This window comes from Pseudomonas sp. Irchel s3b5 (assembly GCF_900187435.1).
GTDB lineage: Bacteria > Pseudomonadota > Gammaproteobacteria > Pseudomonadales > Pseudomonadaceae > Aquipseudomonas.
Window position 1 is genome coordinate 123976 of sequence record NZ_FYDY01000006.1, and the last position, 23259, is coordinate 147234.

Consider the following 23259-nt stretch of genomic DNA (forward strand, 5'->3'; position numbering starts at 1 on the left):
TCGTTAACGACCATCGCGAGCAGGCTCGCTCCTACAGTGAATAGCGTTAGCCCCTCAAGGCTCGCTATTTTATTCCACGTTGACCGTGATTTTCTCGGAGACGATCGGCGGATCAAACGGCATGTGGCCGCTGTCACCCAGCTCCAGCTGCAAGGTGTGCTTGCCCGGGGCCAGTTTGATATCGGCCTGGGTCTGCGCCTTGCCGAAGTGCATGATGTGCGGATTGCCCTGCGGAATCGGCTGACCTTCGGCCGGCAAGTCTTTGACATCGATCAGCAGATGGTGATGACCGGTGTTCTTGGTGACATCGCCCGCTGGCGCCAGCGCGATGTTCTCGACCGCGAATTTGACGGTAAATGTCTGAGGCACCGTGGCACCGTCTTCGGGAGAAACGATGGACACCTCAGCCCCTTTGGGAGCCGGTGTCGCCGCAGCGGCCAGCGCCGAAACACCCATCAGCAGACCAGCCAACGCTGCACGTGACATAAAGCTTTTCATTTTCTTCTCCAGTTTTTCCGTAAAATCCGCGTGACCATGACAACTTCATGGCCATTTGTTGTCGAAGGCACTCGACAACCATAGCAAAGCGAGCCTGAATCAGAGGGTCGCGATAATGAATTCAAGGAGTGACCATGCGCTTTCTGCCTGGCCTGATCTGCCTGATACCCCTTCTGAGTCCATTGGCTCATGCCGAACTGATTGACGACATCAACGACCGAGGCGAACTGCGCATTGCTGTTGAGGCTAATACACCTCCTTTCAATTTCAAGGAGGACGAAAAACTCAGCGGCTTCGAAGTCGAGTTGGGTCAAATGCTGGCCAATGAACTGGATGTGCGCGCCGACTTTGTCATCACCGACGGCAGCGATCTGTTGACCGGCGTCGAAAGCGGCAAGTACGACGTCGCCATCAATCACATAGCAATGACCCCGGAACTCAAGGATCGTTTCGACTTCAGCGAGCCATACATTCAAACCAACACGCAGATGCTCGCGCAGAAGGAAGAACCGCGCTCAATGCTCCTGGTGCAGTCGCTGACGGAAGAGAAGCCCAAAGCCAACCCGGCTGTAAGCCTGGTGATTCCGTTTCAGAAAGGTAACCCGGCGTTCCATGCCAGCCTGGAAAATGCGTTGCAACGCATCAAGGACGACGGCCGAATGGCGGCGCTGGAGAAGAAGTGGTTTGTGGCGACGCCCAAACCCTGAGACTGGCGCGATCATTTGTAGGAGCCAGCAAGCCGGCTCCTACAGGATTTAGTGATCCGCTTTAGATCAATAGTGCGGCCGCCGCTTCGGCCAGCTCGAGCTCGCTGAAGACTTGAACGCCATGGCGCTTGAGCAACGCCGCCGTCACCCCCTCGCCACTGACCTTCACACCGCTGAAGGTACCGTCGTAGGTCAGCAGGTTGCCGCACGATGGGCTGTTGGCCTTGAGCACGGCAACGCGGATGCCGTGCTTTTGCACCAGTTCCAACGCCTGATACGCCCCCGACAGAAACTGCGCACTGACGTCTTCGCCCTCGGTGGTGATCACTGTTGCCTGACCATCAAGCACGTGAGCGCCCTGCCCGCCGGGAATTTCTGCAGCAGCCCGTGGGGTTGGCAAGCCGCCCGCCACCTCCGGGCACAGCGGCACTACACGGCCTTCATCGAGCCACTGCTGAAGCTGATCGAACGGCCCACTGGCCCCGCCGTCATAACGCACTCGGTGGCCCAACAGGCAGCGGCTGACCAGAATCTTTTGCATTTCAGAACGGCTCGTTGCCGCGACGCCGGAACCAGCCGGTCAATGACAGGCGTTCGCGGGTTGCCGGCAAGACTTCGTGGGGCACTTCGCCAGAGAGAAACACCACCAGGCAACCGCCGGTAGGTTGCACGTCGTAGGCGCGCTCATTGTCCAGGTACATGCGCAACTGACCGCCGTGTTCAGGCAGCCAGCCGTCATTGAGGTAGACCACCGCCGAGACCATGCGCCGGTCGTCATCGCGAAAGCGGTCGAGGTGCTTGAGGTAGAACGCCCCGGGCGGGTACATCGCGAAATGGCTTTCGAAATCCTCCAACCCCAGGAACAGCCCGCGATTGATCGCCTCGCGCAGGCTGTCCATCAGGCCCAGGTAGCTGTCGCACGCCTCGGCCTGACCGGGATCGATCCACTGAATATGATCGCCACGGATGCCTTCGCGTATCTCCGAGGTCGGTCCACGGCCGACGGCGGCCGGAGCCAGCTCACCCTCGGCAGCACGTTTACGGCACTCGGCCGCCAGCGCTCGGGTCAGATCCAGAGGCAGGAAAATATTCTGCTGCGACCAGCCGCGCTCGGCCAGGTCATCGACGATTCGTAACAGCAGCGGGTGATCAGAGGATATTTGCATGGCGCGCATAGTATGCCTGCGCCTGGAAATCCGACAGAGCCGCGCAGCGGGTTGATACGAATTCTCGACAAGTCAGGGTGCCACACGGAGAATAGTCGCCTGCTGACAGGAGTCCCTATGCGCCGTTTGCTTTTATCACTGCTGATGTTCTGCGTTTTGCCCGCCTGGGCAGACGGCCACGACCAGCTGTACAAGGTCGCCGGCTGGCCGGAACAACGCGCGCACTTTAACGACGCCCTGACGGCGGCCCAACAGCGTTATCAGGGCAGCCTGCCACCAGCGGTGTTTCAGGCGCTGGTCAATAACAGCAATCAGCGGTTTGCGCCTAAGGCCGTGGACCAGCGTGCCGAAGCGCAATTGCGCAAAAACCTCACCGATCCGAAACCTGCGCTGACGTTTTTCCAGTCACCGCTGGGCAAAAAGATCATCGCCGCCGAACTGCTGGCGACCCGTCGCGACCAACTGGCGAAAAATGCCAAGGGTTTGCCGAAGATGCAGGCCAGCGACAGCCGCATGCTGATCATCGGCCACCTGGCCCAGGCCCTGCCGGCGCGTGAGGCTGGCGCGGAAGTCAGTCTGGCGATTGCCGGTGTCGCCGCTGACAGCCTGAGTTCGATGATCCCCGGCCTGCTCGGTGCCGGACAAGCCCAAGGCATGTTGAACGGGCAGCGCCAGCGTTTGATGGACCAGATCGGCAGCGACCTGAACAACACGCTGCTCTATGTCTACCGCGACCTGTCGGACAACGAACTGGAAGAGTTTGCGACTTTTGCCGAATCGGCTGAAGGCCAGGCTTATTATCAGGCGGCGCTGGCGGCGATTCGGGCGGGGTTGGCGGTGGGGCAAAGCCCTTCGAACCTGAACCAGTAATTTTTAGCGCCAGATCGATCGCCTTCGCGGTCAAGCCCGCTCCCACAAGGTCGGTGCTGATCACAAAATTGTGGGCTTGCTCCAATCACTGTGGGAGCGGGCTTGCCCGCGATGGGGCCCTGACTGTCACTAGGAGTTCCGGCCTTTTATCCGCCTGGTCAAAAACCCGAAATACTCCGTTCGCATCACCAGCGTCTCATTCGCCAGATGATGCCGCGCCTCAGGCAGCATCAACACTTGCGGTCGATCAAACTTGCCGCGCAACACTTCGAGGTTGTGTTCCCAATCGACCGTCATGTCCGCCTGCCCTTGCACAATCAGTGGCCGTCGGCTGCTGACCGGCGCGGCCTCGATGCGCTTGATCCAGCGTGACAACGCCCCGACCCACGCAGTTGGCAGACGCAACGGCTGCAAAGGATCGGCTTGCAGGAATGGCAGAAAATCCGGGTCATTGGAGTTTTCGCTGAAGCGTCGGGCGATGGCTTTGACGAACGGTTTGAGCAGGTAATAGCTCAGTTGCGACCAACCCCACGCCCGCGGCCGCACCAGCGGTGACAACAGAATCACCTGCCCCTGGGCCGGGCTGTTCGCGCCGGCATTGAGCACATGATCGATCACGATGGCGCCGCCGGTACTCTGCCCGCACAGGTGCCACGGTTGCGGCAAATCAAGGGACTGCGCTTCGGTAAACAGCCCCTGCAAGGTGTCCTGGTATTCGGCGAAGTCCTTGATGCTCGCACGCTCGCCACTGGACAATCCATGCCCTGGCAAATCGCAGGCAATCACGGCGAACCCCTGATCCAGCGCCCACTCGATCACGTGCCGGTACAGTCCGGTGTGGTCGTAAAAACCATGGAAGACAAACAGCGTCGCCTTCGCCCCTTCGGGCCACCAGAACTGACTCACCAGCTGATACCCATCGATCTCGAAGCGCCCAAGACCGCTGCGCAGCCGACGCTGCGCGAAATCCAGCCCATAGAACTGCTGATAGGCCTGCGCCTGCGTCGACAACGGCAGTCCATCCGCCAGTGGCCGCAGACTCGCACGTAGAAGATCAGGATCGAAAGTGACAGGCATGAGCGATTCCAAAGCATGAAACGGACTTTATAGGTCTGCGATATTCATCTGTCGCGGCAAGCATGGCAAGCTAGCCGACCTTCGAGGATTGAACCGATGCACTCGCCTTTTCGTGTCCCCCTGTTTGCCAGTCTGCTCGCCGTGGTGTGTGCCGGTGTGTTGTGGGCGGGTTACGACTGGTTTCAGGGGCGTTACCTGCGTGCGTTCAGCTCCCACACCGCAATGTTTTCCGGTGACCCGCTGCGTCTTCCCGAGGCCATTGCCGGACCCGGCGCCATCCGACTGGTGCATTTCTGGGACCCGGCCTGCCCGTGCAACGTCGGCAATCAACAACATCTGACGGAATTGGTCGAGCGTTACGAGCCACACGGTGTGGAATTCTATGGAGTGCAAAAACCCGGTAGCCACGGCCAGTTGCCGAGCACTTTGAGTAACCTGAAGTCCATCGAGGTGCTACCCGGTTCCGAGCAGATACCCGCCAGCCCGGCCGTGGCGATCTGGGATCGTTCCGGAAAACTGGCGTACTTCGGCCCATACAGCGAGGGCCTGACCTGCAATTCCAGCAACAGCTTTATCGAACCAATCCTGCAGGCTCTGGACGAAGGCCGTTCGGTGAGTGCCACGCACACACTGGCAGTCGGCTGTTACTGCCCGTGGCCGCTCGATCCTCCGGAAGAGGGAAAAACGCGGTAATACGAATCCCTCCTAAGGGCGATGCGCCAAATTGGCGGCACGTGTTAAACAGTGACTCAACGGAAAACAATAACAACAAGGAGTTGCCATGAAACGTAGCCTGACCGCTCTCGCTCTGCTGATCGTTGTGCTGGCCGCAGGCGCCAGTGGGTACCTCTACAGCAAGCAGCCGTCACGCCAGGGCATGGTCGAACTGCAACACCTGCAAGGGTCGGTCACCGTGCGCTACGACGAGCGCGGCGTCCCGCACATCCGCGCCGACAACGAAACCGACCTGTACCGCGCCCTCGGCTATGTGCATGCCCAGGACCGACTGTTCCAGATGGAGGTCCTGCGCCGTCTCGCCCGCGGCGAATTGGCCGAAGTGCTCGGGCCGAAGCTGCTCGACACCGACAAACTGATGCGCAGCCTGCGCATTCGTGAACGCGCCGAAACCTACCTGGCAAACCTGGACAAACAATCGCCATCGTTCATCGCCCTGCAAGCGTACCTGGATGGCATCAATCAGTATCAGGACAGCCACGCAAAACCGGTCGAGTTCGATGTGCTGGGCATTTCCAAGCGCCCGTTCACCGCCCAGGACACCATCAGCATCGCCGGCTACATGGCCTACAGCTTTGCCGCTGCGTTTCGCACCGAGCCCGTGCTGACGTTCGTCCGCGATCAGCTGGGGCCTCAATACCTCAACGCCTTCGACCTCGACTGGCAGCCCAAAGGCGTGCTCAACGGAGCTGCACCGGCGCTGAGCGGCATCGACTGGAAAGACCTCAACGCCCTCGCCCGCCTGAGTGAGCAGGCCCTGGCCGACAATGGCCTGCCGCAGTTCGAAGGCAGCAACGCGTGGGTTGTCGCCGGCAGTCGAACCCAAAGTGGCAAGCCGCTGCTGGCGGGCGATCCGCATATCCGCTTTTCAGCGCCCTCGGTGTGGTACGAAGCTCACCTCACTGCACCGGGCTTCGAACTCTACGGTCACTATCAGGCCTTGATGCCGTTCGCGTCATTGGGCTTGAACCGCGACTTCGGCTGGAGCATCACCATGTTCCAGAACGATGACCTCGACCTGATCGCCGAGAAGGTCAACCCGGACAATCCCAACCAGGTCTGGTATCGCGGCAAATGGGTGGACATGACGTCCAGCGAGCAACAGATCGCCGTCAAAGGGCAAGCACCGGTGACGCTGGTGTTGCGTCAGTCGCCCCACGGTCCGATCGTCAACGATGCCCTGGGCCGTGGCGTCGGCAAAACGCCGATTGCCATGTGGTGGGCCTTTCTCGAAAGCCAGAACCCGATCATCGACGGTTTCTACCAGCTCAATCGCGCCGATACCCTGGCCAAGGCCCGTGGTGCTGCGGCAAAAATCCAGGCACCCGGCCTGAACGTGGTCTGGGCCAATGCCAAAGGCGATATCGGCTGGTGGGCGGCGGCGCAATTGCCCAAGCGTCCGGCGGGTGTACGTCCGTGGTTCATTCTCGATGGCAGCACGGCCGAGGCGGACAAGGACGGTTTCTACCCGTTCAGCGCCAACCCCCAGGAAGAAAACCCGGCGCGGGGCTACATCGTCTCGGCCAACTTCCAGCCCGTGTCGCCGACGGGCATGGAGATTCCCGGTTACTACAACCTTGCCGACCGTGGCCAGGAGCTCAATCGCCAACTCAGCGATAAAACCGTGAAGTGGAATCTGGAGACCAGCCAGTCGCTGCAACTGGGCACCACCACCGCCTACGGCCCGCGTTTGCTGGCGCCACTGCTGCCGGTGTTGCGTGAAGTGGTGAGCGATCCCGCCGAACTCAAACTGGTCGAACAACTGGCGCAATGGAAAGGTGATTACCCGCTCGAATCCACCAGCGCCACCGTGTTCAACCAGTTCCTGTTCAACCTCGCCGACGCGACGATGCACGATGAACTGGGCGCCGACTTTTTCGAAACATTGCTCTCGACCCGGGTGATCGACGCCGCGCTACCGCGCCTGGCCGCAACGGCCGACTCGCCGTGGTGGGACAACCGCACCACGCTCGACCATGAAACCCGCGCAGACACAGTGAAGGCAGCCTGGCAAGCCAGCATCGCCCACCTCAAGACCACCTTTGGCGCAGACTTCACGCAATGGCAGTGGGGCAACGCGCACACGCTGACCCATGGCCATCCGCTGGGTCAACAGAAGCCGTTGGACCGGATCTTCAACGTCGGCCCGTTCGCCGCGCCAGGCAGCCATGAAGTGCCTAACAATCTTTCAGCGAAGATCGGCCCGGCACCGTGGCCAGTCACCTATGGTCCATCGACCCGGCGTCTGATCGACTTCGCCGACCCGGCCCACAGCCTGACCATCAACCCGGTAGGCCAAAGCGGCGTGTTGCTCGACCGTCACGTTGACGATCAATCCGAGGCGTACATCGAGGGCGTTTATTTCCAGGCGCATCTCAACGACGAAGAGGTCACGGCCAATACACGCAGCACGTTGAAGCTGTTGCCGGCGCGGGTTGCGCAGTAAACCTTTGCTGGCTGGAACAGCCTCATCGCGAGCAAGGGATCTTTGGTTGAACTCAGATTTTGTGAACGCCCAAAAACAACTGTAGGAGCAAGCTTGCTCGCGATGGCGGCGCCACGGTCAACATTGACGTTGAATGACAGTCCGCTATCGCGAGCAAGCTCGCTCCTACAAGGGATCGTTGGTTGAACTCAGGTTTTGTGAACACCCAAAACAACTGTAGGAGCAAGCTCGCTCGCGATGGCGGTGCCACAGCCAACATTGACGTTGAATGACAGTCCGCAATCGCGAGCAAGCTCGCTCCTACAAGGGATCTTTGGTTGAACTCAGATTTTGTGAACGCCCAAAAACAACTGTAGGAGCAAGCTTGCTCGCGATGGCGGTGCCACGGTCAACATTGACGTTGAATGACAGTCCGCAATCGCGAGCAAGCTCGCTCCTACAAGGGATCTTTGGTTGAACTCAGATTTTGTGAACGCCCAAAACAACTGTAGGAGCGAGCTTGCTCGCGATGGCGGCGCCACGGTCAACATTGATGTTGGATGACTGTCCGCTATCGCGAGCAAGCTCGCTCCTACATTTTGAATCGGGCTGACCACAGTGCTGTGGTCAACCCCGGTTCAGGCTCAAGCCGCTTCCGGTGCCTGCGCGCGGCGCACGTCCGGTTGCTTCCAGGAGTCGGCAGCGCTTTCCTCGATGGCTTGCTGGATCGCACGCTTGCGGCTTTCTTCGGCACGACGGCTGAAGAACCAGACCAGGAAGGTCACGATCGAAACCGCCAGCAGGATCAGGCTGGCCACGGCGTTGATCTCGGGTTTAACACCCAGACGCACGGCCGAGAACACTTCCATCGGCAGGGTCGTGGAACCCGGACCGGACACGAAGCTCGCCAACACCAGGTCATCCAGCGACAGCGCGAAGGACATCATGCCCCCCGCGGCCAGCGATGGCGCGATCATCGGGATGGTGATCAGGAAGAACACCTTCCACGGCCGCGCACCGAGGTCCATGGCCGCCTCTTCGATGGACAGGTCCAGCTCACGCAAGCGCGCCGACACCACCACCGCCACATAAGCCGCACAGAACGTCGTGTGGGCGATCCAGATGGTGACGATGCCGCGTTCCTGTGGCCAGCCGATCATCTGCGCCATCGCCACGAACAGCAGCAACAGCGACAGACCGGTGATCACTTCAGGCATCACCAGCGGCGCAGTCACCAGGCCACCGAACAGCGTGCGGCCCTTGAAGTGGGTGATGCGGGTCAGGACGAACGCGGCTAATGTCCCTAGTGCGACTGCTGCAATCGCCGTGTAGCAGGCGATTTCCAGCGAGCGCACCACCGAACCCATCAGTTGCGAGTTGTCGAGCAGGCCGACGTACCACTTGATCGACCAGCCGCCCCACACCGTCACCAGTTTCGAGGCGTTGAACGAGTAGATCACCAGGATCAACATCGGCAGGTAGATGAACAACAGACCCACCACCAGCATCAGGCTGGAGAAACGGAAGCGCTTCATTCTTTACCCTCCATTTCCTTGGCCTGACTGCGGTTGAACAGAATGATCGGCACAATCAGGATCGCCAGCATCACCACCGCCAGAGCGGACGCCACCGGCCAGTCACGGTTGTTGAAGAATTCTTGCCACAGCACTTTACCGATCATCAGGGTTTCCGGACCGCCGAGCAGTTCCGGGATCACGAACTCACCCACTACCGGGATGAACACCAGCATGCAGCCGGCGATGATGCCGTTCTTGGACAGCGGGATGGTGATTTTCCAGAAGCTGTTGAACGTGCTCGAACCCAGGTCGGAAGCAGCTTCCAGCAAGCTGTTGTCGTGCTTCACCAGGTTGGCGTACAGCGGCAGGATCATGAACGGCAGGTACGAATAGACGACGCCGATGTACACCGCAAGGTTGGTGTTGAGGATCTGCAGCGGTTCGTCGATCCAGCCCATGCTCATCAGGAAACCGTTGAGCAGGCCGTTGTTGCTGAGGATGCCCATCCACGCGTAGACACGGATCAGGATCGCGGTCCAGGTCGGCATCATGATCAACAACACCAACACCGTTTGCAGCTCTTTACGGGCGCTGGCGATGGCGTAGGCCATCGGGTAGCCGATCACGAGGCAAAGGATGGTGCTGATCAGCGCCATCTTCAACGAGCCCAGGTAGGCGGCGATGTACAACTCGTCGTCGCCGAGCATCGCGTAGTTGCCCAGGTTCAGCAGCAACTGCAACTTCTGTTCGGCGAAGCTGTAGATTTCGGTGTACGGCGGAATGGCCACGTCGGCTTCGGCGAAGCTGATCTTCAGAACGATGAAGAACGGCAACATGAAGAACAGGAACAGCCAGATGAAGGGAACCCCGATGACCAGTTGGCGGCCACCGGGAATTATTCGATTGAGTCGGCGTTTGAATTTGCGCATGTTCATGAGCGAAGTACCACGCCGCTATCGTCTTCCCAGTACACGTAAACCTGATCGCCCCAGGTCGGACGTGCGCCGCGACGCTCGGCGTTGGCCACGAACGACTGCACCAGTTTGCCGCTTGGCAGTTCGACGTAGAACACCGAGTGCCCGCCCAGGTAGGCGATGTCGTGGACCTTGCCGCTGGACCAGTTGTACTGGCAGGTCGGCATGTCAGCGGTGACCAGCAGTTTCTCCGGACGGATCGCGTAGGTGACCGACTTGTCCTGCACCGAAGTGCTGATGCCGTGGCCCACGTAGATCTGGTGGTCCATGTCTTTGCAGGTAATGATCGCGTGGCCTTCGGCGTCGTCGATCACTTCGCCTTCGAAGATGTTCACGTTACCGATGAATTCGCAGACCAGGCGGCTGGTCGGGGTTTCGTAGATGTCGATCGGGCTGCCGATCTGGGCGATCCAGCCCAGGTGCATGATTGCGATGCGCTCGGCCATGGTCATGGCCTCTTCCTGATCGTGGGTCACCATGACGCAGGTCACGCCGACGCGCTCGATGATCTCGACCAGCTCCAGCTGCATTTGCGAACGCAGCTTTTTATCCAGCGCGCCCATCGGTTCGTCGAGCAGCAACAGCTTCGGGCGCTTGGCCAGGGAACGGGCCAGGGCCACGCGCTGACGCTGGCCGCCGGACAGCTGGTGCGGCTTGCGCTTGGCGTACTGGCTCATCTGTACCAGCTTGAGCATGTCCGCCACGCGGGCATCGACTTCAGCGGCCGGTAATTTGTCCTGCTTGAGGCCGAAGGCAATGTTCTGCGCCACGGTCATGTGCGGGAACAGGGCGTAAGACTGGAACATCATGTTGATCGGCCGCTCGTACGGCGGCATGTCGGTGATGTCTACGCCATCGAGGAAAATCCGCCCTTCCGTGGGCCGTTCGAAACCGGCGAGCATGCGCAGCAACGTGGACTTGCCCGATCCCGAACCGCCGAGCAGGGCGAAAATCTCGCCTTTCTTGATTTCCAGGGACACGTCGTCCACGGCAATCGTCTCGTCGAACTTCTTCGTGACCCGGTCGATTTTGACCAGCACCTGTTTAGGTGACTGGTCGCCCTCGAGGGCTTTCTTATAGGCGCCGGAGGCAACTGCCATTTACGAAACTCCCAGAAAAAAGAGTGCAGTTCGCTCAAGGTGAGCCAACCTGGATAGTTTGAGCCTTGAATCTATTTACCCGACTTGACCTTGGTCCAGCTGCGGGTCATCAAACGTTGAATGTTCGGCGGTAACTCGACGGACACGTAGGTCTTGTCGAGCACCGCTTGCGGTGGGTACACCGCTTCGTCGGTGCGAATGGACTGGTCCATCAGTTTGTCCGACGCCGGGTTAGGGTTGGCGTAGCCGACGTAATCGCTGACCTGCGCAATCACCTCAGGTTTCAGCAAGTAGTTGATGAACGCGTTGGCCTGTTTGACGTTGGTCGAGTCCTTCGGAATCGCCAGCATGTCGAACCAGAGCGCGCCGCCTTCTTTGGGAATCGAGTAAGCGATGTTCACGCCTTTCTTGGCTTCATCGGCGCGATTTTTTGCCTGGAAGATATCGCCGGAGAAACCGATCGCCACGCAGATATCGCCGTTGGCCAGGTCTGCGATGTATTTCGAAGAGTGGAAGTACGTCACGTAAGGCCGCACCGCCAGCAACTTGGCTTCGGCCTTTTTGTAGTCTTCAGGGTCGGTGCTATTGGCGTTCAGGCCCATGTAGTTGAGCACGGTCGGCATCATTTCATCAGCCGAATCGAGGAACGCTACACCGCAGCTTTGCAGCTTCTTGATGTTCTCCGGCTCGAACAGCACGCCCCACGAATCAATCGTATCGACGCCCAGCACAGCCTTGATCTTGTCGACGTTGTAACCGATGCCGTTAGTGCCCCACAGGTACGGCACGGCGTACAGGTTGCCCGGATCATTTTGCTCCAGGCGCTTGAGCAGCACCGGGTCGAGATTCGAGTAGTTCGGCAGTTGCGACTTGTCGAGTTTCTGGAACGCCCCGGCCTTGATCTGCTTGCCAAGGAAGTGGTTCGACGGCACGACCACGTCGTAACCCGTACGCCCGGCCAGCAACTTGCCTTCCAGGGTTTCGTTGGAATCGAAAACGTCATACACCGGCTTGATGCCGGTCTCTTTCTGGAAGTCGGCCAACGTGCTCTCGCCGATGTAATCCGACCAGTTATAAATATGCACGGTACCGGCGGCCTGGACACTGACAGCCAGTGTCAATCCGGCGCCAACCAGCATGGCATTACGCAACAAAGAAAAAATAGGCAAGTGGAGGTCCTCTAAAATTAGTTGGGCCCAAGTTGCCCCGTGTTACATGACAACCGTGGTTGTCCGGCAACAAAACCGGCGCGCAACTTACCCCCGAAAAACCGTTCCAGCAAAACTTTTATGCAGAAACACCTGTGGGAGCGAGCCTGCTCGCGATGGTCGTCAACGATAACGATGGGTGCCTGACACCCCGCGGCGCTCTCAGGTTCATCGCGAGCAGGCTCGCTCCTACAGGTTAATTACTTATTTACCGGATTTAATCTTGGTCCAGCTGCGGGTCATGATCCGCTGGGTCGCGGCCGGCAAGTCGGCAATCGCGTACAGCTTGGCCAGGACATCCGCCGGCGGGTAAACGCCCGGATCGCTGGTGATGTCTTTATCCACCAGCGGCGTGGCAGCGGCGTTACCGTTCGGGAAACGCACGGCGTTGGTGATTTCAGCCATGATTTCCGGCTTCTGCAGGAAGGTCATGAACTTGTAGGCGCCTTCGACGTTTTCGGCATCTTTAGGGATGGCGACCATGTCGTAGAAGCTGCCTGCACCTTCTTTCGGAATGTTGTAGCTGACTTTCACCTTGTCGCCGGCTTCTTCTGCGCGGGACTTGGCCTGGTAAATGTCACCCGAGTAACCCACGGCCACGCAGATGTTGCCGTTGGCCAGGTCGGAGATGTACTTGGACGAGTGGAAGTAACCTACCGAAGGACGGATTTTCAGGAACAGCGCTTCGGCTTCGGCCAGTTGTTTTTTGTCCTGGCTGTCGGTTGGATAGCCCAGGTAGTGCAACGCCACCGGAATCATCTCGGTTGGCGAATCGAGGAAACTGATACCGCACGATTTCAACTTCGCGGCGTTTTCAGGTTTGAAAAGCAGGTCCCAGGAGTTGGTCGGTGCATCGGCACCCAGTGCAGCCTTGACCTTCTCGGCGTTGAAGCCAATACCGATCGAGCCCCACATGTACGGGAACGCGTGCTCGTTGCCCGGGTCGCTGACCGATACCGCCTTGAGCAGTTCCGGGTTCAGGTTTTTCCAGTTAGGCAGCTTGGATTTGTCGAGCTTCTGGTACACGCCGGCCTTGATCTGCTTGGCCAGGAAGTTGTTCGACGGCACAACGATGTCGTAACCGGACTTGCCGGCCAGCAACTTGGCTTCGAGGGTTTCGTTGCTGTCGAAGACGTCGTAGACCACTTTGATGCCCGACTCGTCTTCGAACTTCTTGACGGTGTCGGGGGCGATGTAATCGGACCAGTTGTACACGTGCAGAACTTTGTCATCGGCGTGAACCGCGCCCGCCATCAACCCCATCACGGACATGGCAAGGAGGGTCTTGCCAGCGAGCTTTTTACCTAGTGCCTTCATGCGTAATGCTCCAAATTTTTCTTTTTTGAACCACTTGTTCAGCGACCGAACCCGGGTAACTGGAACCGCGGCTAGTCTGGCAAGATCCACATCGGTCTATCAAGGAAAGGCCACGCTTTCTGACAGCTCTGAGCGAAAGTCCCTGCGTCATGCAGAACCTCGGACTTGCGCTCAGAGCCTAGCACTTAGCCCTGCAATGCACTCAGGGTCAGATCAAGACACTTGCGCGCCTTGGTCACCAGCTCATCGATTTCCGCCGGTGTAATCACCAGCGGTGGCGCGATGATCATGGTGTCGCCGACGGCGCGCATGATCAGGCCATTGTCGAAGCAGAACTGACGGCAGATCATGCCGACGCCCTTGCCTTCATAACGCTTGCGTGTGGCCTTGTCCTGAACCAGTTCGATGGCCCCCAACAGACCTACCCCACGAACTTCACCCACCAGCGGATGATCGTTCAGTTCCCGCAGACGTTTCTGCAAATACGGTGCCGTTTCTGCATGAACGCGCTCGATAATTTTCTCGTCGCGCATGATGCGGATGTTTTCCAGCGCCACCGCAGCAGCCACCGGGTGTCCGGAGTACGTAAAGCCGTGGTTGAAATCGCCACCTTCATTGAGCACGTCCACCACGGCGTCACGCACGATCAGGCCACCCATCGGGATGTAACCCGAGGTCAGGCCTTTGGCGATGGTCATCATGTCGGGCTTGAGGTCGTAGAAATCGCTACCGAACCACTCACCGGTACGGCCGAAACCGCAAATCACTTCGTCGGCCACGAACAGAATGTCGTACTTGGCGAGAATTTCCTTGATGCGCGGCCAGTAGCTGTCTGGCGGAATGATCACGCCGCCGGCACCCTGGATCGGCTCGGCAATGAAGGCACCGACGTTGTCGACGCCGACTTCGAGAATTTTCTCTTCCAACTGATTGGCAGCCCAGATCCCGAACTCTTCCGGGGTCATGTCACCGCCTTCGGCGAACCAGTAAGGCTGCGCGATGTGGACGATGCCCGGGATCGGCAAATCGCCCTGTTCGTGCATGTAAGTCATGCCACCCAGGCTCGCGCCGGCCACGGTGGAACCGTGATAGCCGTTCTTGCGGCTGATGATGACTTTCTTGTTCGGCTGGCCCTTGATTGCCCAATAGTGGCGGACCATACGCAGCATGGTGTCGTTGCCTTCGGAACCGGAACCGGTGAAGAACACATGGTTCATGCCTTCCGGTGCGATGTCGGAGATGGCCTTGGCCAGTTCCAGCACCGGCGGGTGGGCGGTCTGGAAGAACAGATTGTAGTAAGGCAATTCGCGCATTTGCTTGCTGGCTGCGTCGGCCAGTTCATCACGACCGTAACCAATGGCCACGCACCACAAACCGGCCATGCCGTCGAGGATCTGGTTGCCTTCGCTGTCCCACAGGTAAACACCCTTGGCATGGGTGATGATCCGCGGGCCTTTCTCTTTCAGCTGCTTGAAGTCGCTGAACGGAGCCAGGTGGTGATCGTTGCTCAGGGCTTGCCATTCACGGGTTTGCGGATTGTTGCTGGTCATACGAATCTCCTAAAAAAATCAGGTGAAAGCGCCGCCTGGAAAACGACGGCGCCCGGCGTATCAGACGGCAAAGAGCAGGAATTCCCTTTCCCACGAACTGATCACGCGCTTGAAGTTTTCATGCTCGGCCCGCTTGACCGCGACGTAGCCAGTGATGAAATTTTTGCCCAGGTACCGCTCGATGGTCGCGCTGTTTTCCATACGGTCCAGTGCGTCTTCGATGGTCAGCGGCAGGCGCAGGTTGCGGCGTTCATAGCCACGACCCACCACCGGTGCACTCGGGTTCAGGCCTTCGACCATGCCGATGTAACCGCAGAGCAGGCTCGCGGCGATCGCCAGGTACGGGTTGGCGTCGGCGCCCGGCAGGCGGTTTTCTACCCGACGGTTTTGCGGCCCGGCATCCGGAACCCGCAGGCCCACGGTGCGGTTCTCTTCGCCCCACTCCACGTTCACTGGTGCCGAGGTGTCCGGCAGGAAGCGGCGGAACGAGTTGACGTTGGGTGCGAACAGCGGCAACAGCTCGGGGATGAGCTTCTGCAAACCACCGATGTGGTGCAGGAACAACTGGCTCATGGTCCCGTCTTCATTAGAGAAGATGTTCTTGCCGGTCTCGATGTCGATGATGCTCTGGTGCAAGTGCATCGCACTGCCCGGCTCGCCGGTCATCGGTTTGGCCATGAAGGTCGCGGCCACGTCGTGCTTGAGCGCGGCTTCGCGCATGGTGCGCTTGAACACCAGGATCTGGTCGGCCAGGGACAGGGCATCGCCGTGACGGAAGTTGATTTCCATCTGCGCCGTGCCGTCCTCGTGGATCAGCGTGTCGAGATCCAGCTCCTGCAGTTCGCACCAGTCGTAGACGTCTTCGAACAGCGGGTCGAATTCGTTCGCCGCTTCGATAGAGAACGACTGACGACCGATTTCCGGGCGACCAGAGCGACCGATCGGTGGCTGCAACGGATAGTCCGGGTCGTCGCTGCGCTTGGTCAGGTAGAACTCCATTTCCGGCGCCACAATCGGCTGCCAGCCCTTGTCGGTATAGAGTTTCAGGACTTTCTTGAGCACGTTGCGCGGCGACAGCTCGATCGGGTTGCCTTGCTTGTCGTAGGTGTCGTGGATCACCTGTGCGGTGGGTTCGATGGCCCACGGCACGAGAAACACAGCGTTCTGGTCGGGACGGCAGATCATGTCGATGTCGGCCGGGTCGAGCAGTTCGTAATAGATGTCGTCTTCGACATAGTCGCCGGTCACTGTCTGCAACAGAACGCTTTCAGGCAGGCGCATGCCTTTTTCGGCGATGAACTTGTTGGTCGGCGAAATCTTGCCACGGGTAATCCCGGTCAAGTCGGCGATCATGCATTCGACTTCTGTGATCTTGCGGTCTTTCAACCAATCGGTGAGCTGGTCGAGGTTGTTACTCATAAATGCCTCTAGGCTTTGAGTTTCCTGACTCTTTCATGAGTCAGGCGATAGTTGACGCATCGGCGTCGCGTTGGAATGCAAGTCTGCGCCAGGCCGGCGTGCTTGTGGGCACATGCGCCGAGATCAGGCGTGCAGAATCGCGAGCGGTGCCCTGCACGATGGCTGAGCCGCTATTGTGAATCGGTTCTATATTGAATGGAGTAACCGTAATGGGGGTGCCATTGCGACCGTCCAGAATATCGGACGGGGACAGTCGAACCGTCAAGGACGAGAGGATCATCCAGGCTGCTGAGCCCATGGCGCGGGCGGATATGTCACCACTGATATGGCAGACATGCCGACCGACCTGTCTTGAGCAGTCGGTGACGCCGATTAACGGCAGGCGAGACATGAAGCACCCCGGTATTATTGCTGTTATGGGTTTGATTCGAGCTTAGCCTTGTTCATTTTTTTACACAACACCCCCGTAAAAAATACAACACGGCCCGCTCAAGCTCGCGGCGACCAACACACCAAAAGGTATAAAAACGCCCCAAAGTGCCTCAAAAAAGCCATACGAGCGCTTTTTTAGGGCAAAAAAGGCCTTGCTTGACTTCGGCATGCCGTTCGGGTTGACTGAAACCAGAAAAGATCAATGATTGATATTTTTAACAACAAAGGTGTTGCATCATGTCGGTACCCCCGCGTGCCGTTCAGCTTAACGAAGCGAACGCGTTCCTTAAGGAACATCCTGAGGTTCTGTACGTTGACCTTCTGATTGCGGATATGAATGGTGTGGTGCGCGGCAAGCGCATTGAACGCACCAGCCTCCACAAGGTTTACGAGAAAGGCATCAACCTGCCGGCCTCTTTATTTGCTCTGGATATCAACGGCTCGACGGTGGAAAGCACCGGCCTGGGCCTGGACATCGGCGATGCTGACCGAATCTGCTATCCAATCCCCGATACCCTGTGCAACGAGCCATGGCAGAAGCGCCCGACCGCGCAACTGTTGATGACCATGCACGAACTCGAAGGCACCCCCTTCTTCGCCGATCCACGTGAAGTGCTGGCCAACGTGGTGCGCAAATTCGACGAAATGGGCCTGACCATCTGCGCCGCGTTCGAACTGGAGTTCTACCTGATCGACCAGGAGAACGTGAACGGTCGTCCGCAACCGCCTCGCTCGCCGGTTTCCGGCAAACGTCCGCACTCGACACAGGTTTACCTGATCGACGACCTCGACGAATACGTCGACTGCCTCCAGGACATTCTGGAAGGCGCAAAAGAGCAAGGCATCCCGGCCGACGCCATCGTCAAGGAAAGTGCCCCGGCGCAGTTCGAAGTGAACCTGCACCACGTGGCCGATCCGATCAAGGCCTGCGACTACGCGGTCCTGCTCAAGCGCCTGATCAAGAACATCGCCTACGACCATGAAATGGACACCACCTTCATGGCCAAGCCTTACCCGGGCCAAGCGGGCAATGGTCTGCATGTCCATATCTCGATTCTCGACAAAGATGGCAAAAACATTTTTGCCAGTGAGGATCCCGAGCAGAACGCCGCACTGCGTCACGCGATCGGCGGTGTGCTCGAGACCCTACCGGCGCAGATGGCTTTCCTCTGCCCGAACGTCAACTCGTACCGTCGTTTCGGCGCACAGTTCTACGTGCCGAACTCGCCGTGCTGGGGCCTGGACAACCGTACCGTAGCGATTCGCGTACCGACCGGCTCTGCCGATGCCGTGCGCATCGAGCATCGCGTGGCCGGCGCCGACGCCAACCCGTACCTGCTGATGGCTTCGGTTCTGGCGGGCGTGCACCACGGCCTGACCAACAAGATCGAGCCGGGCGCTCCGGTCGAAGGCAACAGCTACGAGCAGAACGAGCAGAGCCTGCCGAACAACCTGCGCGACGCACTGCGCGAGCTGGACGACAGCGAAGTCATGGCCAAGTACATCGATCCGAAATACATCGATATCTTCGTCGCGTGCAAAGAGAGTGAGCTGGAGGAGTTCGAACACTCCATCTCCGACCTTGAGTACAACTGGTACCTGCATACCGTGTAAGCGGTTGCAGTAAAAAAACGCCGCCGGCCTCACAGCCGACGGCGTTTTTTTATGGGTGCCATCAAACCCTGTGGCGAGGGAGCTTGCTCCCGCTGGAGACCGAAGGACTCGCTTTCATCCGCAGTCGGTTCTGTCAGGCACACCGCATCGGCCGTTTTGGGGCCGCTTCGCAACCCAACGGGAGCAAGCTCCCTCGCCACAGGGGATATGGAACATCTGCCCGCTCTGCGTACAATGCCCGCTGCCCCGCAGGAGACTCCAATGACACGCGTAGCCAGCCCCCGCAAACCCCGCGCACGCAGCCAGGCCCGGATCGATTCGATACTCGATGCCGCCCGCACGCTGCTGGCCGCCGAGGGCGTGGCCAGTCTGTCGATCTACAGCGTCGCCGAGCGTGCGGAGATTCCGCCCTCCTCCGTCTACCATTTTTTCGCCAGCGTCCCGGCCTTGCTCGAAGCGCTGACCGCCGACGTCCACGCGGCATTCCGCGCTTGTCTGCAAGCGCCCATCGACCACCACGCGCTGAGCGGTTGGCGTGACCTGTCGCGGCTGGTGGAACAGCGCATGCTGGCGATCTACAGCGAAGACGCCGCCGCCCGCCAACTGATTCTGGCCCAGCACGGCCTGACCGAAGTCACCCAGGCCGACCGCCAGCACGACATCGAATTGGGCGACCTGATGCACAAGCTTTTCGACCACCATTTCGAACTGCCGAAGCTTCCGATGGATGTCGACGTATTTGCCCTGGCCATGGAACTGGGCGACCGCGTCTACGCACGCTCGGTGCAGCAGCACGGGCAGATCACACCGCGTATGGCCGAGGAAGCGATGCGCGTGTTTGATGCCTATCTCGGGTTGTACCTGCCACCGTTCCTGCCCAAGCGCAGCCTCGGCGACTGATGTTTCAAACCTCTTCGCAATCGTAGAGCGCCAGGCGTCTGATCACTGTTCCCGGTCGCAGCAACCCGCCCGGCGCGACCACCGCGTTGGCACCGAGTCGCGCGCCGTCGCCCAACAGTGCACCGAACTTTTCGCACCCGGTCGACACCAGTCCATCACCGATCCGCACGTTCACGGTTTTGTCCGCACGCTCGTTGCGATAGTTGGCAATGAGGCTGCCCGCCTCCAGATTGACCCCGGCGCCCAGCACCGAATCACCGACAAAATTGAAGTGAGCGAGCTTGCTGCCGGCAAACACGAAAGACGATTTGAGTTCGGCACCGGGGCCGATGATGCAGTGCTCATCCAGCCAACACCCCCCACGCAGGTAAGCACCGGCGGCGATGAAACAGTCAGGGCCGATGATCAACGGCCCCTTGAGGATCGCCCCCTCTTCGACCTGCGCAGTGCGGTGGACGGCAATGTCGCCCGAGACTTGGTAATGCTCATCCGGCAACTGTCGTAGCAACTCACGCACACGCTCGGGTGCATCGCTCACCAGCGCCCAGGGCGTTAAGTCTGCCCACGGGGCCAGTGCTGACTGGGTCACGCCATGAATGTAATCCGAAATCCTGACTGTCACCTTGATCTCCTTTTCGTCGTAAAAATTCACGTCGGACTCTACCACCGTCAGCGCAGGCAATAAAAAACCCCGAAGGGCTCAAACCCTTCGGGGTTGTTGTTTAAACACACCGCTTACAACTTGGCGATCGACACCTCGGTGGATTTCACGAACGCGATCACTTCACTGCCGACGGCCAGCTCCAGCTCCTTGACCGAACGCGTAGTGATCACCGAAGTGACGATGCCGGACGCCGTCTGCACGTCGATTTCCGACAGCACGTCGCCGAGGACGATTTCCTTGATGGAGCCTTTGAACTGGTTACGAACGTTGATGGCTTTGATAGTCATGATGTTGATTCCTGTCGTGGGATAAGACTTGAGTTATTGAGCCCAACGCAATTGCGTGGGCAAGGGTGAAACAGGTTCCGGTTCCGGCGGCTGGCCGGGCAGCGCCAGCACGCGATTGAGTACTTCGGTTTCCAGCGCCGCCAGCCGATGGGAGCCGCGCACCCGAGGGCGCGGCAGTTCCACGTGCAGGTCGAGTCCGACTTCGCCATCTTCGATCAGGATCACCCGATCGGCAATTGCCACCGCTTCACTGACGTCATGGGTGACCAGCAACACCGTGAAGCCGTGCTGTTGCCAGAGCCGTTCGATCAGTTGCTGCATTTCAATTCGAGTCAGGGCATCCAGCGCACCCAACGGTTCGTCGAGCAACAGCAAGCGCGGCTGATGAATCAGTGCACGAGCCAATGCCACGCGTTGTTTCTGTCCACCAGACAACGCGGCCGGCCACTCGTGGGCGCGATCAGCCAGACCGACCGCTTCCAGGGCTTGCAGCGCTTGCGGTTTCCAGTTGCCCTTGAGGCCGAGGCCAACGTTGTCGATGATCTTTTTCCACGGCAGCAACCGCGCTTCCTGGAACATCAGCCGCGTGTCTTCCTGCGCCTCACTGAGCGGCGCGGCACCGGCGAGCAACTCGCCACCCGTGGGCTGATCGAGCCCGGCGAGCAAGCGCAGCAAGGTACTTTTGCCGCAACCGCTACGCCCCACCACGGCGACAAACTGGCCGGCCGGTATGTGCAGGTCGATCTCGCGCAACACCTGCCGCGCACCAAAGGTTTTTTGCAGCTTGCGCACCGCCAGCGGAATCCCGCGCAGCAGTCGCGGAGGTTGTTGAGCCGTCATGCCGCACCTCCCTTGGCAACCTGATACGCCGGGTGCCAGCGCAGCCAGACACGTTCAAGTCCACGGGCCGCGAGGTCGGCCAATTTGCCGAGCACCGCGTACAACAGAATCGCCAGCACCACCACGTCGGTCTGCAAGAACTCCCGGGCATTCATCGCCAGATAGCCGATGCCGGAGCTGGCGGAAATGGTTTCCGCGACGATCAACGTCAACCACATGAAGCCCAGGGCGAAACGCACGCCCACCAGAATCGAAGGCAACGCCCCCGGCAGAATCACTTGCCGGAACAGACTGAAACCGGACAGGCCATAACTGCGCGCCATCTCCACCAGCGCCGGATCGACGTTGCGGATGCCGTGATAGGTGTTGAGGTAAATCGGAAACAACGTGCCCAGCGCCACCAGGAAAATCTTTGCCGACTCATCGATGCCGAACCACAGGATCACCAGCGGAATCAGCGCCAGGTGCGGCACGTTACGGATCATTTGCACCGAACTGTCGAGCAAGCGTTCGCCCCACTTCGACAACCCGGTGATGAACCCCAGTACCAGGCCGATACCGCCACCGATGGTGAATCCCAGGGCCGCACGCCAGCCGCTGATGGCCAGGTGCGTCCAGATTTCGCCGCTGCTGACCAGACTTACGCCGGCCTCGATCACGGCGATGGGCGCCGGCAGAATCCGTGTCGACAACCAGCCTGCCGACACCGACAACTGCCACACCGCCAGCAACAACACCGGCAACGCCCATGGCGCGAGGCTGTGGATGAATTTGTTCATGGCGCGCCTCAGCTCTGGGACGCGGCTTTGGGAAGAATGTCGTTGGCGACCATTTCACCGAACGGGCTGACGTAACCGGCACTTTTCGGCAACTCGGGGCGCTCGACATCGAGGTGTGGGAACAGCAATTCGGCCACCCGGTACGACTCTTCCAGGTGTGGATAACCGGAGAAAATGAAGGTGTCGATGCCGAGGTCCGCGTATTCCTTCACCCGTGCGGCCACGGTCGGACCGTCGCCCACCAGCGCCGTACCGGCACCACCGCGCACCAGGCCGACACCGGCCCACAGGTTAGGGCTGACTTCCAGGTTGTCGCGACTTCCGCCATGCAGCGCAGCCATGCGTTGCTGGCCGACCGAATCGAAACGCGCCAGCGATGCCTGGGCACGGGCGATGGTCTCGTTGTCCAGATGCGAGATCAATTTGTCCGCCGCTTGCCAGGCTTCGGCGTTGGTTTCACGCACGATCACATGCAGACGAATGCCGAAGCGTACGGTGCGACCAAGCTTGGCGGCTTTGGCACGAACCTGTTCGATCTTCTCGGCAACGGCGGCCGGAGGCTCACCCCAGGTCAACACCATTTCCACTTGCTCGGCGGCCAGGTCTTGCGCAGCTTCCGAAGACCCGCCGAAGTACAACGGCGGACGTGGTTGCTGGATCGGCGGATAGAGCAATTTCGCGCCCTTCACACTGATGTGCTGGCCGTCATAATCGACCGTTTCGCCTTCCAGCACGCGGCGCCAGATGCGGGTGAATTCCACCGAGGCCTGATAACGCTCCTCGTGGCTGAGGAACAGACCGTCGCCGGCCAACTCTTCTGGATCACCGCCAGTGACCAGGTTGAACAGCGCGCGCCCACCGGACAGACGATCCAGCGTCGCCGCCTGCCGCGCGGCTACCGTCGGGGAAATGATCCCGGGGCGCAGGGCGACAAGAAACTTCAGACGCTGGGTCACCGGAATCAGCGACGCCGCCACCAGCCACGAGTCTTCGCAGGAGCGACCGGTCGGAATCAGCACACCGCCGAAGCCCAGACGATCCGCCGCTTGCGCGACCTGTTGCAGATAACCGTGGTCAACGGCGCGAGCGCCTTCGGCGGTGCCAAGGTAATGGCCGTCGCCGTGTGTAGGCAGGAACCAGAAGATATTGAGGCTCATGGAGTGGTCTCCTTGGGGAATCG

At 59.5% G+C, this 23259-nt stretch carries 23 protein-coding genes; 6 read left to right on the forward strand and 17 right to left on the reverse strand.

All coding sequences use genetic code 11. From position 1 onward, the window contains the following. Window positions 1-69: 69 nt before the first annotated feature. Window positions 70-498 carry a DUF4399 domain-containing protein gene (locus CKW15_RS09220; protein WP_095057339.1) on the reverse strand — a complete coding sequence of 143 codons (429 nt, stop codon included), beginning with the start codon at window positions 496-498 and terminating at the stop codon, window positions 70-72. A 134-nt stretch (window positions 499-632) separates the two neighbouring features. Between CKW15_RS09220 and CKW15_RS09225 the strand changes: the two genes are divergently transcribed. Beyond that, window positions 633-1205, forward strand: a complete 573-nt coding sequence (locus tag CKW15_RS09225; protein ID WP_095057338.1) for a transporter substrate-binding domain-containing protein — start codon at window positions 633-635, stop codon at window positions 1203-1205. Between the two features lie 61 nt (window positions 1206-1266). Here the strand turns inward: CKW15_RS09225 and CKW15_RS09230 are convergent, their stop codons facing one another. Next, complete coding sequence (locus tag CKW15_RS09230) at window positions 1267-1746, reverse strand: DUF523 domain-containing protein (protein ID WP_095057337.1); 480 nt, start codon at window positions 1744-1746, stop codon at window positions 1267-1269. A 1-nt stretch (window position 1747) separates the two neighbouring features. After that, on the reverse strand, window positions 1748-2380 hold the full coding sequence (locus CKW15_RS09235) for a 2OG-Fe(II) oxygenase (RefSeq protein ID WP_095057336.1): 633 nt from the start codon (window positions 2378-2380) through the stop codon (window positions 1748-1750). A 108-nt stretch (window positions 2381-2488) separates the two neighbouring features. On the opposite strand from CKW15_RS09235, the gene CKW15_RS09240 reads away from it, so the two are divergent. Further along, window positions 2489-3241, forward strand: a complete 753-nt coding sequence (locus CKW15_RS09240) for a DUF2059 domain-containing protein (RefSeq protein WP_095057335.1) — start codon at window positions 2489-2491, stop codon at window positions 3239-3241. Between the two features lie 129 nt (window positions 3242-3370). Here CKW15_RS09240 and CKW15_RS09245 read toward each other — a convergent pair whose 3' ends face one another. Further along, on the reverse strand, window positions 3371-4318 hold the full coding sequence (locus tag CKW15_RS09245) for an alpha/beta hydrolase (protein WP_095057334.1): 948 nt from the start codon (window positions 4316-4318) through the stop codon (window positions 3371-3373). A gap of 96 nt (window positions 4319-4414) precedes the next feature. Here CKW15_RS09245 and CKW15_RS09250 point away from each other — a divergent pair, with 96 nt between their 5' ends. Continuing rightward, window positions 4415-5011 (forward strand): DUF6436 domain-containing protein, encoded by a 597-nt coding sequence (locus tag CKW15_RS09250; protein WP_095057333.1) that lies wholly within the window; start codon window positions 4415-4417, stop codon window positions 5009-5011. A gap of 88 nt (window positions 5012-5099) precedes the next feature. Continuing rightward, a complete protein-coding gene (locus CKW15_RS09255; RefSeq protein WP_095057332.1) occupies window positions 5100-7499 on the forward strand; it encodes a penicillin acylase family protein in 2400 nt (799 codons plus the stop codon). Window positions 7500-8122: 623 nt separating this feature from the next. On the opposite strand, the gene CKW15_RS09260 is transcribed toward CKW15_RS09255, so the two are convergent. The 8 genes from CKW15_RS09260 to CKW15_RS09300 all read right to left on the reverse strand — a co-directional run bounded on the left by CKW15_RS09260 (window position 8123) and on the right by CKW15_RS09300 (window position 16954). After that, complete coding sequence (locus CKW15_RS09260; RefSeq protein ID WP_053163606.1) at window positions 8123-9013, reverse strand: ABC transporter permease subunit; 891 nt, start codon at window positions 9011-9013, stop codon at window positions 8123-8125. Then, entirely contained in the window at window positions 9010-9891 is an 882-nt protein-coding gene (locus CKW15_RS09265; protein WP_177408792.1) for an ABC transporter permease subunit, read from the reverse strand. Before CKW15_RS09265 ends, CKW15_RS09260 begins: the two co-directional genes overlap by 4 nt. Before the next feature lie 35 nt (window positions 9892-9926). Next, the gene (locus CKW15_RS09270; protein WP_053163613.1) at window positions 9927-11069 is read right to left on the reverse strand and encodes an ABC transporter ATP-binding protein; all 1143 of its coding nucleotides are present in this window, start codon (window positions 11067-11069) and stop codon (window positions 9927-9929) included. 71 nt (window positions 11070-11140) lie between these two features. Beyond that, the gene (locus CKW15_RS09275) at window positions 11141-12238 is read right to left on the reverse strand and encodes a polyamine ABC transporter substrate-binding protein (RefSeq protein WP_095057508.1); all 1098 of its coding nucleotides are present in this window, start codon (window positions 12236-12238) and stop codon (window positions 11141-11143) included. 243 nt (window positions 12239-12481) lie between these two features. Beyond that, window positions 12482-13594: a polyamine ABC transporter substrate-binding protein gene (locus CKW15_RS09285; protein ID WP_095057510.1), complete on the reverse strand. Its 1113-nt coding sequence runs from the start codon at window positions 13592-13594 to the stop codon at window positions 12482-12484. 185 nt (window positions 13595-13779) lie between these two features. After that, on the reverse strand, window positions 13780-15144 hold the full coding sequence (locus CKW15_RS09290) for an aspartate aminotransferase family protein (protein ID WP_095057511.1): 1365 nt from the start codon (window positions 15142-15144) through the stop codon (window positions 13780-13782). Between the two features lie 60 nt (window positions 15145-15204). Further along, window positions 15205-16563, reverse strand: a complete 1359-nt coding sequence (locus tag CKW15_RS09295) for a glutamine synthetase family protein (RefSeq protein WP_095057512.1) — start codon at window positions 16561-16563, stop codon at window positions 15205-15207. 40 nt (window positions 16564-16603) lie between these two features. Then, entirely contained in the window at window positions 16604-16954 is a 351-nt protein-coding gene (locus tag CKW15_RS09300; protein WP_095057513.1) for a hypothetical protein, read from the reverse strand. 278 nt (window positions 16955-17232) lie between these two features. Here CKW15_RS09300 and CKW15_RS09305 point away from each other — a divergent pair, with 278 nt between their 5' ends. Together CKW15_RS09305 and CKW15_RS09310 are read left to right on the forward strand one after the other, a co-directional pair. After that, window positions 17233-18609: a glutamine synthetase family protein gene (locus tag CKW15_RS09305; protein ID WP_095057514.1), complete on the forward strand. Its 1377-nt coding sequence runs from the start codon at window positions 17233-17235 to the stop codon at window positions 18607-18609. A 261-nt stretch (window positions 18610-18870) separates the two neighbouring features. Continuing rightward, entirely contained in the window at window positions 18871-19509 is a 639-nt protein-coding gene (locus CKW15_RS09310) for a TetR/AcrR family transcriptional regulator (RefSeq protein ID WP_095057515.1), read from the forward strand. A gap of 4 nt (window positions 19510-19513) precedes the next feature. Here the strand turns inward: CKW15_RS09310 and CKW15_RS09315 are convergent, their stop codons facing one another. The 5 genes from CKW15_RS09315 to ssuD all read right to left on the reverse strand — a co-directional run bounded on the left by CKW15_RS09315 (window position 19514) and on the right by ssuD (window position 23236). Continuing rightward, window positions 19514-20131 carry an LpxA family transferase gene (locus CKW15_RS09315; RefSeq protein ID WP_218232064.1) on the reverse strand — a complete coding sequence of 206 codons (618 nt, stop codon included), beginning with the start codon at window positions 20129-20131 and terminating at the stop codon, window positions 19514-19516. 113 nt (window positions 20132-20244) lie between these two features. After that, the gene (locus tag CKW15_RS09320) at window positions 20245-20460 is read right to left on the reverse strand and encodes a molybdopterin-binding protein (protein WP_007967989.1); all 216 of its coding nucleotides are present in this window, start codon (window positions 20458-20460) and stop codon (window positions 20245-20247) included. A gap of 33 nt (window positions 20461-20493) precedes the next feature. Continuing rightward, on the reverse strand, window positions 20494-21300 hold the full coding sequence (gene ssuB / locus CKW15_RS09325) for an aliphatic sulfonates ABC transporter ATP-binding protein (protein ID WP_095057516.1): 807 nt from the start codon (window positions 21298-21300) through the stop codon (window positions 20494-20496). Then, on the reverse strand, window positions 21297-22079 hold the full coding sequence (gene ssuC / locus CKW15_RS09330) for an aliphatic sulfonate ABC transporter permease SsuC (protein ID WP_095057517.1): 783 nt from the start codon (window positions 22077-22079) through the stop codon (window positions 21297-21299). Before ssuC ends, ssuB begins: the two co-directional genes overlap by 4 nt. Window positions 22080-22087: 8 nt before the next feature. Continuing rightward, on the reverse strand, window positions 22088-23236 hold the full coding sequence (gene ssuD, locus CKW15_RS09335) for an FMNH2-dependent alkanesulfonate monooxygenase (RefSeq protein WP_095057518.1): 1149 nt from the start codon (window positions 23234-23236) through the stop codon (window positions 22088-22090). Window positions 23237-23259: the final 23 nt, after the last annotated feature.

Excerpts from the sequence above, each read along its gene's own strand:
- CKW15_RS09220 (WP_095057339.1), bottom strand. The coding sequence starts at position 498 with ATGAAAAGCTTTATGTCACGTGCAGCGTTGGCTGGTCTGCTGATGGGT.
- CKW15_RS09225 (WP_095057338.1), top strand. The coding sequence starts at position 633 with ATGCGCTTTCTGCCTGGCCTGATCTGCCTGATACCCCTTCTGAGTCCA.
- CKW15_RS09230 (WP_095057337.1), bottom strand. The coding sequence starts at position 1,746 with ATGCAAAAGATTCTGGTCAGCCGCTGCCTGTTGGGCCACCGAGTGCGT.
- CKW15_RS09235 (WP_095057336.1), bottom strand. The coding sequence starts at position 2,380 with ATGCGCGCCATGCAAATATCCTCTGATCACCCGCTGCTGTTACGAATC.
- CKW15_RS09240 (WP_095057335.1), top strand. The coding sequence starts at position 2,489 with ATGCGCCGTTTGCTTTTATCACTGCTGATGTTCTGCGTTTTGCCCGCC.
- CKW15_RS09245 (WP_095057334.1), bottom strand. The coding sequence starts at position 4,318 with ATGCCTGTCACTTTCGATCCTGATCTTCTACGTGCGAGTCTGCGGCCA.
- CKW15_RS09250 (WP_095057333.1), top strand. The coding sequence starts at position 4,415 with ATGCACTCGCCTTTTCGTGTCCCCCTGTTTGCCAGTCTGCTCGCCGTG.
- CKW15_RS09255 (WP_095057332.1), top strand. The coding sequence starts at position 5,100 with ATGAAACGTAGCCTGACCGCTCTCGCTCTGCTGATCGTTGTGCTGGCC.
- CKW15_RS09260 (WP_053163606.1), bottom strand. The coding sequence starts at position 9,013 with ATGAAGCGCTTCCGTTTCTCCAGCCTGATGCTGGTGGTGGGTCTGTTG.
- CKW15_RS09270 (WP_053163613.1), bottom strand. The coding sequence starts at position 11,069 with ATGGCAGTTGCCTCCGGCGCCTATAAGAAAGCCCTCGAGGGCGACCAG.
- CKW15_RS09285 (WP_095057510.1), bottom strand. The coding sequence starts at position 13,594 with ATGAAGGCACTAGGTAAAAAGCTCGCTGGCAAGACCCTCCTTGCCATG.
- CKW15_RS09290 (WP_095057511.1), bottom strand. The coding sequence starts at position 15,144 with ATGACCAGCAACAATCCGCAAACCCGTGAATGGCAAGCCCTGAGCAAC.
- CKW15_RS09295 (WP_095057512.1), bottom strand. The coding sequence starts at position 16,563 with ATGAGTAACAACCTCGACCAGCTCACCGATTGGTTGAAAGACCGCAAG.
- CKW15_RS09300 (WP_095057513.1), bottom strand. The coding sequence starts at position 16,954 with ATGTCTCGCCTGCCGTTAATCGGCGTCACCGACTGCTCAAGACAGGTC.
- CKW15_RS09305 (WP_095057514.1), top strand. The coding sequence starts at position 17,233 with ATGTCGGTACCCCCGCGTGCCGTTCAGCTTAACGAAGCGAACGCGTTC.
- CKW15_RS09310 (WP_095057515.1), top strand. The coding sequence starts at position 18,871 with ATGACACGCGTAGCCAGCCCCCGCAAACCCCGCGCACGCAGCCAGGCC.
- CKW15_RS09320 (WP_007967989.1), bottom strand. The coding sequence starts at position 20,460 with ATGACTATCAAAGCCATCAACGTTCGTAACCAGTTCAAAGGCTCCATC.
- ssuB (WP_095057516.1), bottom strand. The coding sequence starts at position 21,300 with ATGACGGCTCAACAACCTCCGCGACTGCTGCGCGGGATTCCGCTGGCG.
- ssuC (WP_095057517.1), bottom strand. The coding sequence starts at position 22,079 with ATGAACAAATTCATCCACAGCCTCGCGCCATGGGCGTTGCCGGTGTTG.
- ssuD (WP_095057518.1), bottom strand. The coding sequence starts at position 23,236 with ATGAGCCTCAATATCTTCTGGTTCCTGCCTACACACGGCGACGGCCAT.